We start from the raw sequence: 18,946 nt of genomic DNA on the forward strand, positions 1-18,946 counted from the left end.
GGATTCGGGTGGGCTATGAGAGTGCGGACTCGATCTCGTCGCGGACCGTGACGGCCGCTTCACGCAGTGCCGTCACCGACGGTCCGGCACCGAGAACACCACGAGAACTGTTCGGCAACAACAGTTTTCGAGAATCGGGAAAAATGTCGGCGAGATCACCGGGAGTCGCGCCCTGGGCGCCGAGACCGGGCGCGAGAATCGGTCCGGAAAAATTCGACAAATCCAGGCCGTGTCCGCGTGTCGCACCCACCACCAGACCCACCAGACCGGGTTGCGCGTCGTTGTGCCGGGCCGCCGCGTCCACCACGGACTGGGCCACGGACACTCCCCCGGCGGTCTGCGCCGCCTGCAGGTCGCCGCCCTCGGCATTGGACGTCCGGGCCAGCACGAAGAGCCCGCGGCCCTGCTCCGCCGCCAGCGACAGCGCCGGGTCGAGCGCCCCGAATCCCAGATACGGCGACACCGTCACCGCATCCGAGGACAGGGCCGACTCCGCACCCAGCCAGGACTGCGCGTACGCCGCCATCGTCGACCCGATGTCCCCGCGCTTGGCATCGGCGACGACGAGCGTCCCTGCCTCTCTGAGGACCGAAATGGTGCGTTCGAGCACCGCGTACCCGGCGGAGCCGTACGCTTCGAAGAACGCCACCTGAGGCTTCACGACGGCCACCTCACCGACGAAGGCCTCCACGCAGATCTCCGCGAACGTCTCCAGCCCCTCGGCGGAGACGGGCAGCCCCCACGCCTCGAGCAGTCCCGGATGCGGATCGATCCCGACGCACAACCGCCCCCGGTGCTCGACCGCCGACATCAGCCGATGCACCCAGGAGTGGTGGTGATGGTGTCCGCTCACGACGACGCGGACCCGGTCGCGGGAGCCACGACCACGGCGGGCGACCGCAGCCGCTCGTGCAGCGCCTGGAGCGACTGGACACCGATGTCGCCGCGGATCGCGGCCTCGATGCCCTGCACCGCGGCGGACGCACCCTGCACGGTGGTGACGCACGGGATGTTCATGGCGACGGCCGCGCTGCGGATCTCGTAGCCGTCGACGCGCGGCCCGGAGTTGCCGTACGGCGTGTTGATCACCATGTCGACCTCGCCGTCGCGGATCATCTCGACGATGGTGCGCTCACCCGCCTCCAGCTTCTCACCGGAGTGCTTGTGCACCTCCTGGCACGTGATCCCGTTCCGGCGGAGAACCGCCGCGGTGCCCTCGGTGGCCAGGATCCGGAAGCCCAGGTCGGCGAGACGCTTGACCGGGAAGATCAGCGACCGCTTGTCCTTGTTGGCGACGGAGACGAACACCGAACCCGACGTGGGCAGCGAGCCGTACGCGGCCGTCTGGCTCTTCGCGAACGCGGTGCCGAAGTCGGCGTCGATGCCCATGACCTCGCCGGTCGACTTCATCTCCGGGCTCAGCAGGGTGTCCACCCCGGTGCCGTCGGCGCGCCGGAACCGGTTGAACGGCAGCACGGCCTCCTTCACGGCGACGGGGGCGTCCGCCGGGGTCGAACCGCCGTCGCCGGTGGCCGGGAGCACACCGCTCGCACGCAGATCGGCGATGGACTCGCCCAGCATGACGCGGGCGCAGGCCTTGGCGAGCTGCACCGCCGTCGCCTTCGACACGAACGGCACGGTGCGGCTGGCGCGGGGGTTCGCCTCCAGGACGTACAGGATGTCGTCCTTCAGGGCGTACTGGACGTTGAGCAGGCCCTTGACGCCGATGCCCTTGGCGAGCGCCTCCGTGGAGCGGCGGACGTTCTCCAGGTCGGCGCGGCCGAGGGTGATCGGCGGCAGCGCACAGGCCGAGTCGCCCGAGTGGATGCCGGCCTCCTCGATGTGCTCCATCACACCGCCGAGGTACACCTCGGAGCCGTCGCAGAGCGCGTCGACGTCGATCTCGATGGCGTCTTCCAGGAACCGGTCGACCAGGACGGGCCGGTCGTCGGAGATCTCGGTGGCGCGGGAGATGTAGCTCTCCAGCGACGCCTCGTCGTAGACGATCTCCATGCCGCGGCCACCGAGGACGTACGACGGGCGCACCAGCACCGGGTACCCGATACCGGCCGCGATCTCGCGGGCCCCGGCGAACGTGGTGGCGGTGCCGAACTTGGGAGCGGGCAGACCGGCCTCGACCAGCACCTTGCCGAACTCGCCGCGATCCTCCGCGAGGTCGATCGCCTCCGGGCTGGTGCCGACGATCGGCACACCCGCAGCCTTCAGCCGCTTCGCCAGGCCCAGCGGGGTCTGGCCGCCGAGCTGCACGATCACCCCGGCGACGGTGCCCGACAGCGACTCCGCCCGGTACACCTCGAGCACGTCCTCGAACGTGAGCGGCTCGAAGTACAGGCGGTCGGCGGTGTCGTAGTCGGTGGAGACGGTCTCCGGGTTGCAGTTGACCATCACCGTCTCGTAGCCGGCCTCCGACAGCGTCAGTGCGGCGTGGACGCAGGAGTAGTCGAACTCGATGCCCTGACCGATGCGGTTCGGCCCGGAACCGAGGATCAGGACCTTCGGACGCTCGGTCTGCGGGGCCACCTCGGACTCGGCCGCCGGGTCGAGTTCGTACGTGGAGTAGTGGTACGGCGTCTTCGCCTCGAACTCGGCGGCGCAGGTGTCGACCGTCTTGTACACGGGGTGGACGTTCCACTGCTCACGCAGCGCCCGGACGGCGTCCTCGCCGCCGATCTCGGGGCGCAGGGCCGCGATCTGCCGATCCGACAGGCCGTGGTGCTTGGCGCGGCGCAATACCCGCTCGGTCACCTCGGGCGCCTCACGCAACGCGTCGCCGAGCTCGTGGATCTGCAGGATCTGGTCGAGGAACCACGGGTCGATCTTCGTGGCGTCGAACAGCTGCTCGACGGTGGCACCGAGAGCGAACGCCTTCTCGAGGCCGTAGACGCGGCCGTCGCGGGGGATGCTCAGTTCCGTCAGGAGGCTGTCGAGGTCGGTGGCCTCCACGTCGGGTCCGGTCCAGTACCCGGCCCGCTTGGTCTCCAGCGAGCGCAGCACCTTGCCGAACGCCTCGGTGAAGTTGCGGCCGATGGACATGGCCTCACCGACCGACTTCATCGTGGTGGTGAGGGTGTCGTCGGCGCCGGGGAACTTCTCGAACGCGAACCGCGGCGCTTTGACGACGACGTAGTCGAGGGTCGGCTCGAAGGAGGCCGGCGTTTCCTTGGTGATGTCGTTGACGATCTCGTCCAGGGTGTAGCCGATGGCGAGCTTCGCGGCGATCTTCGCGATCGGGAAGCCGGTCGCCTTGGACGCGAGCGCACTGGACCGCGACACGCGCGGGTTCATCTCGATGACGACGAGGCGCCCGTCGGTGGGGTCCATGGCGAACTGGATGTTGCAGCCACCGGTGTCGACGCCGACCTCGCGGAGGATGTCGATCGAGAGGTCGCGCATCGCCTGGTACTCACGGTCCGTGAGCGTCATGGCGGGGGCGACGGTGATCGAGTCACCGGTGTGCACGCCGACCGGGTCGACGTTCTCGATCGAGCACACGATCACGACGTTGTCGCGGCCGTCGCGCATCAGCTCGAGCTCGTATTCCTTCCACCCGAGGATCGACTCCTCGATCAGCACGTTGGCGGTGGGCGACGCGGCGAGACCGCCGCCGGCGATCCGCGTCAGGTCCTCGTCGTCGTAGGCCATGCCGGAGCCGAGGCCGCCCATCGTGAACGACGGCCGCACCACGACGGGGAAGCCCAGTTCGGCGACCGTGTCGCGGACCTCGTCCATCGTGTAGCAGACCCGGGAGCGCGCGGACTCGCCGCCGACCTTCGCGACGATGTCCTTGAACTTCTGCCGGTCCTCGCCGCGCTGGATGGCGTCGAAGTCGGCGCCGATCAGCTCCACGTCGTACTTCTCGAGGATGCCCTGCTCGTGCAGCGCCACCGCGGTGTTCAGGGCCGTCTGGCCGCCGAGGGTCGCGAGGACGGCGTCGATCGGGTGGCCTTTCTCGGCCTCGAGGGCGATGACCTTCTCGACGAACTCGGCGGTGATCGGCTCGACGTACGTGGCGTCCGCGAACTCGGGGTCGGTCATGATCGTGGCCGGGTTGGAGTTGACGAGGCTGACCCGCAGGCCCTCCTCGCGCAGCACCCGGCAGGCCTGGGTTCCGGAGTAGTCGAACTCACAGGCCTGGCCGATGACGATCGGCCCGGAGCCGATCACCAGGATGTGGGAGAGATCTGTACGGCGTGGCATTAGTTCTTGACTCCCTCGAGCAGGCTGGTGAAGCGGTCGAACAGGTACGCGGCGTCGTGCGGGCCCGCCGCGGCCTCGGGGTGGTACTGCACCGAGAAGGCGGATCCGTCGAGCAGGCGGACCCCCTCGACGGCACCGTCGTTGGCGCAGGTGTGGCTGATCACGGCCTTGCCGAACGGGGTGTCGAACTCCTGCCCGGCCTCGCCCTCGAGCGCGAACCCGTGGTTCTGCGCGGTGATCGCGATGCGTCCCGTCTCGTGTTCGACAACCGGGATGTTGATGCCCCGGTGACCGAACTTCATCTTGTAGGTGCCGAGACCCAGAGCCCGCCCGAGGATCTGGTTGCCGAAGCAGATACCGAACAGGGGCAGGCCCTGCCCGATGACTTCCTTCGTGAGGTGCACGGCACCGTCGGCGGTCGCCGGGTCGCCGGGACCGTTGGAGAGGAAGACGCCGTCGGCCTTCAGGTCGAGGATCTGCTCGAGCGTCGCGTTGGACGGGAGCACGTGCACCCGGATGCCGCGCTCGGCGAACATGCGGGGGGTGTTGGTCTTGATGCCGAGGTCGATCGCCGCGACGGTGAAGCGCGCTTCTCCCCCGGTCGGCTCGACGACGTAACCGCTGGTGGTGCTGACCTCACCGGCGAGATCCGCGCCGAGCATCGACGGCTGGCTCTTCACGCGGTCGAGCAGCACGTCGGTGTCGGCCAGTGCGTCGCCGGAGAACACCCCGGCGCGCATGGAGCCGCGGGTGCGCAGGTGGCGGACCAGTGCGCGGGTGTCGATGCCGGCGATCCCGACGACTCCCTGCTTCACCAGCTCGTCCTGCAGGGAGCCGGTGGCGCGCCAGCTGGAGGTGCGGCGGGCGGGGTCGCGGACGACGTACCCGGCGACCCAGATCTTCGCCTCGGCGCTGCTGCCGGTGGGACCGACGGACTCGTCGTCCTCGTCGTTCCATCCGGTGTTGCCGATCTGCGGCGCGGTGGCCACGACGATCTGGCGGTGGTAGCTGGGGTCGGTGAGGGTCTCCTGATAGCCGGTCATGCCGGTGCTGAAGACAGCCTCACCGAGGGTCTGGCCGACGGCACCGAACGTGGTGCCCCGGAATATCCGACCGTCCTCGAGGACCAGTACTGCAGAGTCGGTGTCGTAGCCGCTCATGCGTTCTCTCCGTTCTGCTCGACCTCACCAGAGCTCGCCGCATTCGCTGAATCTTCACTGTCTGTCTTGCCGTCCGGCTCCCCTGCGCTGACCCAGGCGGGGTACACGGACTTGTCGTCGCTCCGGAAACCGGTGTCGATCTCGGTGCCCGTCGGCAGTTCCCACCGGATCACCAGGACGCCGTCCTTGCTCATGACCTTGCCCGCGAGACCGCGCTCGGTGCGCACGGCGCGGACCGCGTCCTGCGGAATCCAGATCGCCGACGCCCCGTCACGTTCGAGCAGGATCCCGGCCGCGTATCGGGAGATTTCCCCCGTCGCCCGGAAACCGAGGTCGCCGACCGCGATCCGGTCCTGCCAGCTCGGGGCCAGGGTGCTGCCCACATACAGTCCGGTGGCCGGGGCGATCGTCTGCTCGCCGAGGTGCGCGGGCACGGGGGGAAGTTGCCCGACCCGGTCGGCCTGACGGCGGGCACGACCGCGCCACCCGATGTACATGAGGAAGATGGCCAGCGCCCAGAACGCGACGAGGCCGACTATCCACAGAATTCTCTCCACCGTCATCCCCTGCCGTTCCGCACCGGGACGCGGGCCTGGCCGTCGCTCGCGGTGATCCGGCCACGGAGGATCGTCGTGGTCACCCGCGCCGGCAGTGTCATCGACTCGTACGGCGTGTTGTGGGCGACGCTGGCGAGATCGGGGCCGTGGACCGTCCATTCGGCGTCCGGGTCGATCAGCACGAGGTTGGCGGGCTCGCCGACCTCGATCGGGCGACCCTGGTCGTCGAGCCCGACGATCTCGGCGGGCCGCTCGCTCATCACCCGGGCCACGCCGCGCCAGTCGAGCAGGCCCGTGCGGACCATCGTCTGCGCGACGATCGACAACGCGGTCTCCAGACCCAGCATTCCGGGTCGGGCGGCCGCGAACTCGCAGCACTTGTCCTGCTCGGCGTGCGGTGCGTGATCGGTCGCGACGCAGTCGATGATCCCCTCGGCCAGTCCTGCCCGGAGCGCGGCGACGTCGCTCGCCTCCCGCAGGGGCGGATTCACCTTGTTCACGGCGTCATACGTCTCGAGCCTGGAGTCGTCGAGCAGCAGATGGTGCGGGGTGACCTCGGCGGTGATCGAAATGCCTTGGCCGCGTGCCCACTTCATCAGTTCGACGGTGCCCGCGGTGGAGGCGTGGCAGATGTGCACCCGCGCCCCGGCGTCGCGGGCGAGCAGCGCGTCGCGGGCGACGATCGACTCCTCGGCGGCGCGCGGCCAGCCCGCGAGCCCGAGCCGGGCGGCGGTGGGGCCCTCGTGCGCGACGGCGCCGACGGTCAGCCGCGGTTCCTCCGCGTGCTGCGCGATGAGCACCCCGAGCGAACTCGAGTACTCGAGCGCCCGGCGCATGATCAGCGGGTCGTAGACGCAATGGCCGTCGTCCGAGAACATCCGCACCCGGCCGGTCCCCGACGCCATCGTGGCCATCTCGGCGAGCTGCTTGCCCTCGAGTCCGACGGTGACGGCGCCGACGGGGTGCACGTCGACGAGCCCGACTTCCTGACCGCGGCGCCACACGTGATCGGTGACGACCACCGAATCGGCGACCGGGCTGGTGTTGGCCATCGCGAACACCGCGGTGTACCCGCCGAGCGCGGCGGCGGCCGAACCGGAATCGATGGTCTCGGTGTCCTCGCGGCCGGGTTCACGCAGGTGCGTGTGCAGGTCGACGAAACCGGGGAGCAGGATCTGCCCCGCCGCGTCGATCACCTCGACGTCCGGCGCGCTGTCCTTGCCCGCGTCCGCGCCGATCGCGACGATGACGCCGTCACCGAGCAGAACGTCGGTGGGCTCGCCCTCGCCGTACAGCAACACGTTCTTGATGAGCACTGTCTCTCCTGTCACTGCACTGTCACTCATCCCGCAACTTCCTCCGCTCCGACCAGCAGTCGGAACAGCACCGCCATCCGCATGTGCACACCGTTGGTCACCTGCTGCAGCACGGCGGTCCTCGTCGAATCGGCCACCGCCGACGCGATCTCCATGCCGCGCAGCATCGGACCTGGGTGCAGCACCACCGCGTGCTCGGGAAGCAGCGCGAGCCGCTTCTCCGACAGGCCGTAATTGATCGAGTACTCCCGCTGGGACGGGAAGAACCCACCGTTCATCCGTTCCGCCTGCACACGCAGCACGAGGACGGCGTCGAGGCCGGGAAGCTCCGCGTCCAGCGAATGCGCCACCGACACCGGCCAGGTGGACACCCCCACGGGGAGCAACGTGGGCGGCGCGACGAGGACCACCTCGGCGCCGAGCATCGACAGCAGCAGTGCGTTCGACCGCGCGACCCGGCTGTGCAGGATGTCGCCGACGATGGCGATGCGCTTGCCCTCGATGTCGCCGAGACGCTGACGCAGTGTGAGCGCGTCGAGCAGCGCCTGGGTGGGATGTTCATGGGTACCGTCGCCGGCGTTGACGACCGCCGGGCCGCCGTCGTCCTGATGCCCGGTCCACTTCGCGATCTGGTGGGCCGCACCCGACGCGGGGTGGCGCACGATCAGAGCGTCGGCGCCGGCGGCGCGCAGCGTCATCGCCGTGTCCCGGAGGGATTCGCCCTTGGACACCGACGAACTCGAGGCGCTGACGTTGATGACGTCCGCGCTCATCCACTTCCCGGCGACCTCGAACGACACGCGGGTCCGGGTCGAATTCTCGAAGAACACGGTCATGACCGTCCGGCCGCGCAGCGTCGGGAGCTTCCGCACCTCACGTCCGAGGAGGGCTTGTTCGAAGCGTTCGGCCTCGTCGAGGAGTTCGACAGCCAATTCCCGTGTCAGGTCCGCGATCGACAACAGGTGCTTCACTTAGCTCTTCCCCCCGGAGATCATGACCGCGTCGCGGCCGTCGTGTTCGCTCAGGAGCACCTTGACGTCCTCGGTGCGGGCGGTGGGCACGTTCTTGCCCACGTAGTCGGCGCGCAGCGGCAGTTCGCGGTGACCGCGGTCGACGAGGACGGCCAGCTGAACGGCGCGCGGCCGCCCGAGGTCACGGAGGGCGTCGAGTGCCGAGCGGACGGTGCGGCCGGAGAACAGCACGTCGTCGACCAGCACGACCAGAGTGTTGTCGACACCGCCCTCGGGCACCGACGTGCGCTCGAGGGGGCGGTGCGGTTTGGTGCGCAGGTCGTCGCGGTACAGGGTGATGTCGAGGGAGCCGACCGCTGGGCGCACCCCGGAGAACTCTTCGACCTTCCCGGCGAGGCGCGCTGCGAGCGTCGTGCCCCGGGTGGGGATGCCGATCAAGACGACACGCGGCGCGTCACCGTCGGCGGCGTCCAGCGCGGTCTTCTCGATGATCTGGTGCGCGATTCGCGCAATGGTCCGTCCCACATCGGCTGCGGACAGCAGCTCGCGTGCGGGTTCGACGGACGGGGACGACTCTGGTGTTGAATCCGCCGGTTCCCCGGCGGGGCGAGACCCTTCGGGCACGCGCATACAACGACCTCCTTCTCCGCCTCACTGGACGGATCGTTAAAGGATGCCTGACGCGGACAGCTTATCAGCGCGTCGACTGCGCCAGGCCCGGACCCCTGACCTGCGGGCCCGTGGTCGCGGGCCCGCAGCGGGACACGAACTTACGAGCCTGCGTCGGTCGACTCGCCGCCGGCGGTCTCGGCGCGCCGCGACGTCGCGGCCGCAGCCGACCGCACCTGCGGGGCCACCAGCACGACCTGACCGAGGATGCCGTTCACGAACCCCGGCGACTCGTCGGTGGACAGCTGTTTGGCCAGCTCCACCGCCTCGTCCACGGCCACGACCGGAGGCACGTCGGTGGCGTGGAACAGCTCCCACACGGCGATGCGCAGGATGGCGCGGTCGACGGCGGGCAGCCGCTCGAGCGTCCAGTCCTGCAGGTGGGACGAGATCACCTCGTCGATGCGGTCCAGGTTCTCCGCGACCCCGGTCACCACGGTGACGGTGTACGGAGCGACCGGTGCCACGGAATCGTCCTTACCGGACAGGTCCGCGCGTTCGGTCGCGAGATCGACCGGATCGAGATCTCGCGCCTCGGCCTCGAAGAGGAAATCGACGGCGCGCTTGCGGGCCTTGTGCCGTGCGCCGAGTTTCTTATGCGTACCGGACACTCAGGAATTCACACGCCCGAGGTAGTTGCCGTCGCGGGAGTCGACCTTCAGCTTGTCGCCGGTGTTGATGAACAGCGGAACGTTGATCTCGGCTCCGGTCTCGAGGGTGGCCGGCTTGGTGCCGCCGGTGGAGCGGTCGCCCTGCAGACCGGGATCGGTGTGCTGGACCACCAGTTCGACGGTGACGGGCAGTTCCACGAACAGCGGAACGTCTTCGTGCGTCGCAACCTGCACGGCCATGTTCTCGAGCATGAAGCGGGCACCGTCGCCGACCGTGGCCTCGCTGATCGAGATCTGGTCGTACGTGTCGCCGTCCATGAAGATGTAGTCGGTGCCGTCGTGGTACAGGTACGTCATGTCGCGGCGGTCGACCGTGGCCGTGTCCACCTTGACGCCGGCGTTGAACGTCTTGTCGACGACCTTGCCCGAGAGCACGTTCTTCAACTTGGTGCGCACGAACGCGGGACCCTTGCCGGGCTTCACGTGCTGGAACTCGGTAATCGTCCACAGCTGGCCCTCGATCTGCAGGACCAGGCCGTTCTTGAAATCACTAGTGGAAGCCACTTGCTTCGCGTCTCCTCGATAAGGTCGAAACCGTCTACACGACAGTCAGGTCTTTGGTGGTGAGTGTGAGCAGCTCCGGTCCCTGCTCACGAACCACGAGCGTGTCCTCGATCCGCACGCCTCCGCGCCCGGAGAAGTACACGCCCGGCTCGACGGTCACCGCCGCACCGTCCAGAAGTGTACCGGTGCCCAGCTTGCCGATTCCCGGAGCTTCGTGGATCTCCAGGCCGACGCCGTGTCCGAGCCCGTGCAGGAACAGTTCCCCGTAGCCCGCGTCCTCGATGACCCGGCGGGCAGCACCGTCCACGGCGGACACCTCCGCCCCCGGGCGCAGCGCGTGCCGTCCAGCCTCCTGCGACCGCGCGACCAGCGCATACACGTCCCGTTGCCAGTCGGCGGCCTGCCCCAGGACATACGTTCTGGTCATGTCCGAGTGGTACCCGCCGACCTCGGCACCGAAGTCCAGCTTCACGAAATCACCGCCGGCGAGCACCGCCTCGGTCGGGCGATGGTGCGGGATCGCCGAGTTGGCGCCCGCCGCGACGATGGTCTCGAACGAGATGCCGTCGGCACCGTGCGCGAGCATCAGCGCCTCGAGTTCCCGGCCCACCTCCTTCTCGGTACGCCCGGGGCGCAGGCCCCCACGCTCGATCAGCTCGGCGAGCGCGGAGTCGGCGGCCAGGCACGCCGCCCGCAGCAAACCGACCTCGAAATCGTCCTTCACCATCCGCAGTTCCTCGACGAGACCCGGAACGGGATCGAGCCGCGCGTCCGGCGCGAGCACCGACCAGGCCGCGAACTCGTCCACCGTGACCACGTGACTCTCGAACGCCAGCGAGGACGGACTCCGCCGCCCCACCGATTCGATGAGGTGCGCGGCGCTGGCGCGGGCGATCTCGGCCCGCAGATCGGGAACCTGTTCCCCGACCTGCGTGAGATAGCGGCCGTCGGTGCAGATGACGGTGCGCTCCTCGGCGCCCTCGGCGTCGGCGGCATGCACGAGCAGGGCGGCGTTGGACCCGGTGAACCCGGTGAGATAGCGGATGTTCACCAGATTCGTCACCAGAAGCGCGTCGAGATCCCGGGCGGCGAGGGCCGCGCGCAGCGCTGCGCGCCGCGAACCATGATCAGCAGGCATGTCGTCAAACGTACCGGCAAATCGCCACCCGGAGGGCGCGGATCGACGGCACCCGTCCAGTGGCGAGAACAGGTTCCAGAGCGCGCCCGTGTGGGTTAGACCACACGGGTGAAAACCCGCTCGTTACGCTGTGCCCATGAATGCGTGGGTGGTACGCGGCCTCGGCATGGCCCTGATACATGTTTTCGTTCGTGTGATCCTCGGTGTGTCGATCACACAGTGGCCCCTCCAGGGTTCCGCTCTGAGATGGCTCGCACTGCTGATCGTCGTGTTCGTGGCACTGATCTGGGCCGGCATCGACGGCATCCGGGACCGTCGCCGGAACCCCGAGCCGGAGGACGGCGCCGACCTGACGATGCTGTGGTTGAAAGCGGCCCTGCTCGGCGGCATCGTCGCGGGTGTAGGGAGCTGGCTGGCCAACCTGATTCCGTCCCTCAACGTCACCCAGAACTCGTTCTTCTTCGAGATCACGTCCGGGGCCGCGTTCACGGTCCTGCTGATCTTCGTGCCGGCCATGCTCGCCGTGTTCCTCGGCCGGTTCTTCGTCAGCCGCGAGTCCAGGAAGACGGAGAAGGACCGCAGCGAACGTCGGCCGGCGGTGCACGGTGCCGGAACGGCCGCAGGGGCCGCAGCGGGGGGAACCGCAGCAGCAGCCGTCGCCGACGACGAGGGCTACGGACAGAACTACCCCGGCCAGGCCTACGAGCAGACCGCGGACACCGGTTACGCCGGGTCCGACGCCGACACGGCCGTGTTCGAACCGGTGCACAACTACCGCGAGGACACGTCCGACCTCGATCAGCCGCAGGGCGGGGACACCGGGTGGCAGGATCCTGTCGACCTCGGGAAGCGCACCACCGACGACCCTCGCCGCGGCGAGTAACAGCCCTCGGCTTCACCACACCGACAGACGACGCGGCGGTGTGAGCGCACTCGCTCACACCGCCGCCTCTCGCTTTCGTGCCGCTACGTCACAGCAGGACGCCACCGCCGGTGCCCGGCTTCTCCTCCCGCGCCACCGCGGAGTACGCGGCCACGAGTAGAGACGGATCCGGACCCTCGAGCCGTCCGGGCTTCGCGAGCCCGTCGAGCACGACGAACCGCAGGACGCCCGCCCGGTTCTTCTTGTCGGTCTGCATTCCCTCGACCAACTGGCCGAACGCGTCCGCGTCGTACGTGGTGGGCAGACCCACCAGTTCCAGGATGGTGCGGTGCCGATCCGCCGTCGCGTCGTCCAGTCGTCCCGCCAGACGCCCCAGCTCGGCCGCGAAGACGAGCCCGACGGCGACCGCCGCACCGTGGCGCCAGCGGTAGCGCTCACGCCGCTCGATCGCATGCCCGAGGGTGTGCCCGTAGTTGAGGATCTCGCGCAGATCGGACTCGCGCAGATCGGCGGCAACGACCTTGGCCTTGACCTCCACGGACCGCCGGATCAGTTCGGGCAGAACGGTTCCCGTGGGGTCGAGAGCGGCTTCGGGGTCCTTCTCGATGAGATCCAGGATCACCGGGTCGGCGATGAAGCCGGTCTTCACGACCTCCGCCATCCCGGCGACGATCTCGTTGCGGGGCACCGTCTCGAGCGTCGCCAGGTCGATCAGCACCGCCGACGGCTCGTGGAAGGAACCCACCAGGTTCTTGCCGGCCTCGGTGTTGATGCCGGTCTTGCCGCCGACCGCCGCATCCACCATCGCGAGCAACGTCGTGGGCACGTGGATCACGCGCACACCGCGCATCCACGTCGCCGCGACGAACCCGGCGAGGTCGGTGGCCGCGCCGCCGCCCAGGCTGACCACGGCGTCGCTGCGGGTCAGCCCGATCCGGCCGAGGACCTCCCAGCAGAAGCCGGCCACAGCCAGATCCTTGCCGTCCTCCGCGTCCGGAATCTCGATGCGGTGCGCATCGATTCCCTTTTCGGCGAGCGCCGCGCGCACCGCCTCCGCCGTCTCCGCCAGCGGCGGCTGATGGAAGATCGCCACCGTCCTCGTGCCGGTGAGTTCGTCCACCAGCTCGCCGAGCAATCCGCGCCCGATGATGACCGGGTAGGGGTTCGCCGTCTGCACCTGTACGCGTACCGGTTCGGTCACTGTCTGCTGCTCCGCTCCGTCTTGTCCGAGATTCTCGGATGTCTCTGTTCCGCCGGGGTCGCCCATCACTCGGCGACTCCGCCGGGGTCGCCGATCACTCGGCGAGTTTCGCCACCAGCTGCTGCACCACACGGGCGGGGCTCCGACCGTCCGTGCGTATCCGGATGGACGCCACCTGCCGGTACAGCGGTCGGCGCTTGCGCATCAACTCGGTGTACTTCTGGCGGGGGTCGCCACCGGCGAGAAGGGGGCGCGCGGTGTTGGTCCCCGTGCGCTTGAGCCCCTCGGCCACGCTGATCTCGAGATAGATCACGGTGTGGCCCTTCAGCAATTCCCGGGTGCGCTCGGAGAGGATGGATCCACCGCCGAGCGACACGATCCCCTCGTGGCTCTCGATGGCCTTCCGGACGATCTCTTCCTCAAGCGCACGGAAGGCGGGTTCGCCCTCCTGGACGAAGATCTCGGCGATCGTGCGTCCCGCCTCTTCCTCGACCGCCACGTCGGTGTCGAACAACGGAAGGTCCAGGGCCTGCGCGAGGCGCCGCCCGATCGTGGACTTACCCGCCCCCGGGGGGCCGACGAGCACGGCTTTCGGTGCCATCATCCGTCACCGCCCCGACGCGACGGCAGACCGGCTGGTCATCGCGCGAGCCGAGCTGCGACGCCCGACGCGTAACGCTCGTAGTTGGCGGTCGTCTCGGCAACCGAGTCGCCCCCGAACTTCTCGAGTGCCGCCTGGGCGACGACCAACGCGACCATCGCCTCGGCCACGACACCGGCGGCGGGCACCGCGCACACGTCGGACCGCTGGTGAATGGCCACGGCTTCCTCACCGGTCGACATGTCGACGGTGGCCAGTGCGCGCGGGACGGTCGAGATCGGCTTCATCGCCGCGCGAACGCGGAGCGCCTCCCCGTTGGTCATGCCGCCCTCGAGACCGCCCGCGCGGTTGGTCGAACGCAGGATTCCGTCCGGGCCCGGACGCATCTCGTCGTGCGCCTGGCTGCCGCGACGGCGCGCGGTCTCGAAGCCGTCGCCGACCTCGACACCCTTGATGGCCTGGATTCCCATCAGAGCGGACGCGAGACGGGCGTCGAGGCGGTCCGCGCCGCTGATGAACGATCCGAGACCCACGGGGAGGCCGTGGATGACGACCTCGACGACCCCGCCGAGGGTGTCGCCGTCACGCTTGGCGGCTTCGATCTCGGCGATCATCGATTCCTCGGCGGCCTTGTCGAAGGCGCGTACCGGGCTGGCATCGATCGCCGCCAGATCCGACCCGGTGGGTTCGGGGCCGACGTACGGGTCGGACGCGCCGATGGAGATCACGTGGGACAGCACCTCGACGCCGAACACCTGGCGGAGGAAGCTACGGGCGAACGTCGCGGCCGCGACCCGGGCCGCGGTCTCGCGTGCACTCGCGCGTTCGAGAACCGGGCGGGCGTCGTCGAATCCGTACTTGAGCATGCCCGAGTAGTCGGCGTGACCGGGGCGCGGACGGGTGAGCGGCGCATTCCGCGCCTGATCGGCGAGCAGTTCGGCGTCCACCGGGTCCGCGGACATGATGGTTTCCCACTTGGGCCACTCCGTATTGCCCACCTCGACGGCGATCGGACCGCCGAGCGTCCGCCCGTGGCGCACACCACCGACGATGGTGACCTTGTCGGCCTCGAACTTCATCCGCGCACCGCGGCCGTAGCCGAGGCGGCGTCGCGCGAGTTGGGTCGAGATGTCCTCGGACGTCACTTCGACGCCCGCGACCATCCCCTCGAGCATCGCGACGAGGGCGGGACCATGGGATTCTCCGGCAGTTATCCAGCGCAGCACGCCCAATATCCTTCCATGTCGCCGCGCCCGGCAGTGACGGTGGTCCTCCCAACCGCGTGCCGGGCGCGGACCCGCTCAGGCGACGTGCGCGGCGAACAGCGCAACCAGTGTCGCGGCACACATGGCGGGGCCGTGCGGGAGCGGCGACGGCGAACGCCGGACGGCGAGGACGATGCCGCCCGCCAGCGCTGTGAGCGCCGGCGCGAGCCCGGCCGCGAGCACCCAGGCCTCTCCCCCGGCCAGCCCGGCGGCCGCGCCGACTCCGAGTGCGAGTTTCACGTCACCCGCACCGACCGCACCAGGTGCGCCCAGGTACAGGGCGAGATACGCGGCCGCCAGCAGGAACCCGCCGATCACGGCGGCGGCCGCGGATCCGGTCGCGGCACCGCCGACGACGATCGCGAGGAATCCGGGCAGGGTCAGTAGGTTCGGCAGCCTCCGCGCACACAGGTCGGTGGCGGCGAGACTCACACACCACCACCAGAACGCCAGCGCACACGGCAGCACCCACGGGGCGGATGCGGCGGAGCAGGCCCACACCGTGACGGCGACGCCGACGGCGCACACCGCCTCGCACCAGCCCGGCCGCACCCTTCCCACGAACAGGCCGGACGTCAACCGGGCTGCCCATCCCACACCCGCACCTGCCACCACACTCGCCGCGATCAGCCACCACATACCGAGCAGCATGCGTGACCGGGTCACGGTGTCGATCACCGTGACCTGGCACGACAACCGACCTGTGGACGGCGGTCCGGCCTGTGGACAACTAGCCCAGAGCGGCTGCCATCGCCTCGCGGGGCGCCGGGCGACCGGTAAACTGCTCCACCTGCCCGAACGCCTGGTGCAGGAGCATCGAGAGCCCGCCGACGACGGTTCCCCCGGCCGCCTCGACCGCCGCGGCCAGCGGGGTCGGCCACGGGTCGTAGATCGCGTCGAGCACGAACGGCGCCCGCCCGAGAATGTCCGCGTACTCGGTGATCGCGGCGGACGGAACGGTGCTGACGAGCGCGGACGCCGCCGCGCACCGGGCACCGAGTTCCGGGCTGTCGAAGCCGAGCAACCGGACGTCGAGCCCCACCGATTCCGCGCACCCCAGTGCACCTGCCGCGCGACCCGCGTCCCGTGCCACCACGGTCACCGATTTCACGCCCATGTCGGCGAGCGCCACGAGCGCGGGCCTCGCCGTTCCCCCGGCGCCGACGACGACCGCCTCGCCGCCCGCGATGGTTCCGACACCACCCGCGGTGAGCGCACCGCTGACCCCGTCGACATCGGTGCAGTCGGCACGCCAGCCACCCTCGAAACGGACGAGGGTGTTCGCCGAGCCGATCGCCACCGCCCGTTCGGTGCGCTCGGACGCGAATTCGAGTGCGGCGATCTTGCCCGGCATCGTGACGGACAGACCGACCCATTCCGGGCCGAGCCCGGACACCAGGCTGGGCAGCCGCTCCCCGTCGCACTCGATCCGGTCGTACGTCCACCCGGTGAGACCGAGCGCCCGGTACGCCGCGAGGTGCAGTTGCGGCGAGCGCGAATGCGCGATCGGGCTGCCCAGCACCGCAGCTTTGCGTGCGGTCACCACTTCATCGTCCACTGTTGAGAATCCCGTTGTTCAGGGCCTGGTCGATGTTGGCCAGGTGTTCGTCGTAACTCTTCGTGAACAGGGTCGTGCCCTTCGAATCGACCGTCACGAAGTAGATCCAGTCGCCCGGCGCCGGTTGTTCGACGGCCTGCAACGCTCCGATGCTCGGCGAGGAGATCGGCGTCGCGGGCAGCCCGGGGCTGGCGTACGTGTTCCAGGGTGTCACCTGTGCGCGGTCGGCGTCGGTGGTGGCCAGTTCGGTGGTGTCGAGCGCGTAGTTGACCGTCGAGTCGAACTGCAGCGCCTGGTTGACGGCGAGCCGGTTGAGGATGACGCGAGCGACCTTCGAGAAGTCGTCCGGCATCGCCTCCCGCTCCACCAGTGACGCCGCGATCAGCATCTTGTACGGCGTGAGGCCGACCTGGTTGCCCGCGGTGAGGATGCCGGTCTTCTCGTAGCTCGCGGAACTCTCGGTGACCAGCCTCTGGAGTATGGCGGCGGGGCCGGCGGTCGGATCGAAATCCCAGCTGCCCGCGGCGATCAGTCCCTCGAGCTGACGATCGCGGTCCGGAACACCGGCGACCGCGTCCTTCGCCCAGTCGGGAACCCCGAGCGCGGACAGGTCGCCCGCACCGGCGGCGTTGAGGTCGTCGTAACCGATGCACTGCTCCTGGCCGGCCTCACCGATGCAACTAGCCTCGGAGATCAGGGTGTAGATCCCCTTCTTCTTGGCCCCCGTCTGCACATCGGTGGTGTCGTGGAGTTGCCTGCCCTCGGAGATGATCATCTGCCCGACGCGGGAGGCAGGGTCGACCAGTTCTTGCACGGCATCATCTGCCGGGATCTGGGTCGAGAGGCTGTAGAAGCCGGGTTGCACCGAGTTCATCGCGTTGCTCTGGACTGCGGCGTTGAAGAAGGCTGATCCGCTGGCGACGACGTCCCGCTCGGCCAGAGTGGAGGCGATCTCCTCGGCGGTGTCGCCCGGATGGACCTGCACGACCACTTCGGGACCACCCGGACCCGCGTAGTCCGCGGGGGCGTCGGGACCGCCGAAGAACATCTTGCCGCCGACGAACACGATGCCGACCAGCACTATCAGGACCGTCGCGGCCGCGAGGGCGCCGAACAGTTTTCCTCGGCGTGCGCGGCCCTTGGCCTGTTTGCGGCGGCGGGCCTGCGTGCGGGCGTGGGCGCGCGTCGGTGGGATCTCCTCGGGGATCGCCGAGATTATCTGCGTCTCGGCCTCCGCGAACGCGACATCGGGCTCGTCGGGCGGTGTGTCGTAGCGGTCGTCGGGATAGGTGTGGGCCTCGTACTGCTCGTCGACATGCACCGGCTCGTCGGCGTAGGCGGGCTCGTCGTACGCGCGGTCGTCGACTGCCGGTGCCCGGTAGGCGTGGGCGTCGCCGTACGAACGGGGACCGTATCCGTCCTCGTAGACGGGCTCGGGATCGAACGGCTGCTCGTATACCGGGTTCTCGTACGCGGACTGCTCGTACACCGGTTCCGTGTAGTCGGCGTGGGGTTCGTCGACGTGACGGTCGTCGTACACCACCGCGTGGCGCCCCGTGGTGACGACGTCGTCGTCCTCGGCGGGCGGCGCGTAGTCGACCTGGTCGTCGTCCTCGTCGAGGTAGCGGTGCCGTCGGGGTTCGCGGGGGACGTACTGGAATTCGGGTCGCTCACCTACGGGTCGCCGATGATTGCTCACTGGCCTCCCTCCGGTAGCTGCACGTCCCCACCTGAATCCCCTGCATTCACCGACCTGCTCCGCTCGTCCAACCATCCCTGCAAGATCGCCACCGCCGCAGCCTGGTCGATCACAGGACGCTGGCCCCTCGCACTGACACCGCTCTCGCGAAGCGCCCGCGCGGCAGTGACGGTCGTCAGACGTTCGTCCGCCATCCGCACCGGTACCGGGTCGACCTTCCTTCGCAATCGCTTCGCGAACACAGTAGCGATCGAGGCGGCCTTCCCCCGTTCACCCCGCAAGGTCTGCGGCAGACCGACGATAACCTCCACGGCCTCGTATTCCTCGACAATGTCGGCAATGCGCCGGATATCCGGCGCGTCGGGTCCCCGCTCCTTGGACCGGGGCACCGTCTCCACGGGGGTGGCGAGGATCCCGTCGGGGTCGCTCGACGCGACGCCGATCCGGACGCTGCCCACATCGATGCCGATGCGCCGACCACGCCCAGGGTCGTCGACTCCCGGTCGATCCGGACCCTGTTCCGCGTGATCCACCG

18 protein-coding genes are annotated in these 18,946 nt (G+C 69.2%); 1 reads left to right on the top strand and 17 read right to left on the bottom strand.

The genetic code is table 11. The features are described from left to right. Window positions 1–13 precede the first annotated feature (13 nt). From pyrF to QM806_RS23930, 10 genes are all read right to left on the bottom strand, one after another. Window positions 14–853, bottom strand: coding sequence for an orotidine-5'-phosphate decarboxylase (gene pyrF / locus QM806_RS23885; RefSeq protein WP_265147489.1), 840 nt, complete (start codon window positions 851–853; stop codon window positions 14–16). Next, entirely contained in the window at window positions 850–4,218 is a 3,369-nt protein-coding gene (carB, locus tag QM806_RS23890) for a carbamoyl-phosphate synthase large subunit (RefSeq protein WP_265147488.1), read from the bottom strand. The genes pyrF and carB overlap by 4 nt, the downstream gene beginning before the upstream one ends. Beyond that, the gene (carA, locus tag QM806_RS23895; protein ID WP_005569135.1) at window positions 4,218–5,378 is read right to left on the bottom strand and encodes a glutamine-hydrolyzing carbamoyl-phosphate synthase small subunit; all 1,161 of its coding nucleotides are present in this window, start codon (window positions 5,376–5,378) and stop codon (window positions 4,218–4,220) included. Before carA ends, carB begins: the two co-directional genes overlap by 1 nt. Continuing rightward, window positions 5,375–5,941, bottom strand: a complete 567-nt coding sequence (locus QM806_RS23900; protein ID WP_005569136.1) for a PH-like domain-containing protein — start codon at window positions 5,939–5,941, stop codon at window positions 5,375–5,377. Before QM806_RS23900 ends, carA begins: the two co-directional genes overlap by 4 nt. Beyond that, window positions 5,938–7,281: a dihydroorotase gene (locus QM806_RS23905; RefSeq protein WP_064080202.1), complete on the bottom strand. Its 1,344-nt coding sequence runs from the start codon at window positions 7,279–7,281 to the stop codon at window positions 5,938–5,940. Before QM806_RS23905 ends, QM806_RS23900 begins: the two co-directional genes overlap by 4 nt. Beyond that, a complete protein-coding gene (locus QM806_RS23910; protein WP_005572576.1) occupies window positions 7,278–8,222 on the bottom strand; it encodes an aspartate carbamoyltransferase catalytic subunit in 945 nt (314 codons plus the stop codon). The genes QM806_RS23905 and QM806_RS23910 overlap by 4 nt, the downstream gene beginning before the upstream one ends. Continuing rightward, window positions 8,223–8,852 carry a bifunctional pyr operon transcriptional regulator/uracil phosphoribosyltransferase PyrR gene (gene pyrR, locus QM806_RS23915; protein WP_005572577.1) on the bottom strand — a complete coding sequence of 210 codons (630 nt, stop codon included), beginning with the start codon at window positions 8,850–8,852 and terminating at the stop codon, window positions 8,223–8,225. A gap of 140 nt (window positions 8,853–8,992) precedes the next feature. Further along, the gene (nusB, locus tag QM806_RS23920) at window positions 8,993–9,502 is read right to left on the bottom strand and encodes a transcription antitermination factor NusB (RefSeq protein ID WP_005241711.1); all 510 of its coding nucleotides are present in this window, start codon (window positions 9,500–9,502) and stop codon (window positions 8,993–8,995) included. Then, a complete protein-coding gene (gene efp / locus QM806_RS23925; RefSeq protein WP_005241702.1) occupies window positions 9,503–10,066 on the bottom strand; it encodes an elongation factor P in 564 nt (187 codons plus the stop codon). Between the two features lie 34 nt (window positions 10,067–10,100). Continuing rightward, the gene (locus QM806_RS23930; RefSeq protein WP_005572578.1) at window positions 10,101–11,204 is read right to left on the bottom strand and encodes a M24 family metallopeptidase; all 1,104 of its coding nucleotides are present in this window, start codon (window positions 11,202–11,204) and stop codon (window positions 10,101–10,103) included. 136 nt (window positions 11,205–11,340) lie between these two features. Between QM806_RS23930 and QM806_RS23935 the strand changes: the two genes are divergently transcribed. After that, entirely contained in the window at window positions 11,341–12,087 is a 747-nt protein-coding gene (locus QM806_RS23935) for a B-4DMT family transporter (protein WP_005572579.1), read from the top strand. A gap of 88 nt (window positions 12,088–12,175) precedes the next feature. Here QM806_RS23935 and aroB read toward each other — a convergent pair whose 3' ends face one another. The 7 genes from aroB to ruvX form a co-directional block, all read right to left on the bottom strand. Then, the gene (aroB, locus tag QM806_RS23940; RefSeq protein WP_007295895.1) at window positions 12,176–13,288 is read right to left on the bottom strand and encodes a 3-dehydroquinate synthase; all 1,113 of its coding nucleotides are present in this window, start codon (window positions 13,286–13,288) and stop codon (window positions 12,176–12,178) included. A 94-nt stretch (window positions 13,289–13,382) separates the two neighbouring features. After that, window positions 13,383–13,889, bottom strand: a complete 507-nt coding sequence (locus tag QM806_RS23945; RefSeq protein ID WP_005241678.1) for a shikimate kinase — start codon at window positions 13,887–13,889, stop codon at window positions 13,383–13,385. Between the two features lie 38 nt (window positions 13,890–13,927). Further along, the gene (gene aroC / locus QM806_RS23950) at window positions 13,928–15,115 is read right to left on the bottom strand and encodes a chorismate synthase (RefSeq protein WP_005262318.1); all 1,188 of its coding nucleotides are present in this window, start codon (window positions 15,113–15,115) and stop codon (window positions 13,928–13,930) included. A 75-nt stretch (window positions 15,116–15,190) separates the two neighbouring features. Beyond that, window positions 15,191–15,850 carry a prepilin peptidase gene (locus tag QM806_RS23955; RefSeq protein WP_064080204.1) on the bottom strand — a complete coding sequence of 220 codons (660 nt, stop codon included), beginning with the start codon at window positions 15,848–15,850 and terminating at the stop codon, window positions 15,191–15,193. A gap of 34 nt (window positions 15,851–15,884) precedes the next feature. Then, entirely contained in the window at window positions 15,885–16,712 is an 828-nt protein-coding gene (locus QM806_RS23960) for a shikimate dehydrogenase (RefSeq protein ID WP_283293080.1), read from the bottom strand. After that, window positions 16,702–18,411 (bottom strand): endolytic transglycosylase MltG, encoded by a 1,710-nt coding sequence (locus QM806_RS23965; RefSeq protein WP_054248843.1) that lies wholly within the window; start codon window positions 18,409–18,411, stop codon window positions 16,702–16,704. The genes QM806_RS23960 and QM806_RS23965 overlap by 11 nt, the downstream gene beginning before the upstream one ends. Further along, window positions 18,408–18,944 (bottom strand): Holliday junction resolvase RuvX, encoded by a 537-nt coding sequence (ruvX, locus tag QM806_RS23970; RefSeq protein WP_039950486.1) that lies wholly within the window; start codon window positions 18,942–18,944, stop codon window positions 18,408–18,410. The genes QM806_RS23965 and ruvX overlap by 4 nt, the downstream gene beginning before the upstream one ends. Window positions 18,945–18,946: the final 2 nt, after the last annotated feature.

Source organism: Rhodococcus sp. IEGM 1351, from assembly GCF_030056875.1.
GTDB lineage: Bacteria > Actinomycetota > Actinomycetes > Mycobacteriales > Mycobacteriaceae > Rhodococcus_F > Rhodococcus_F opacus.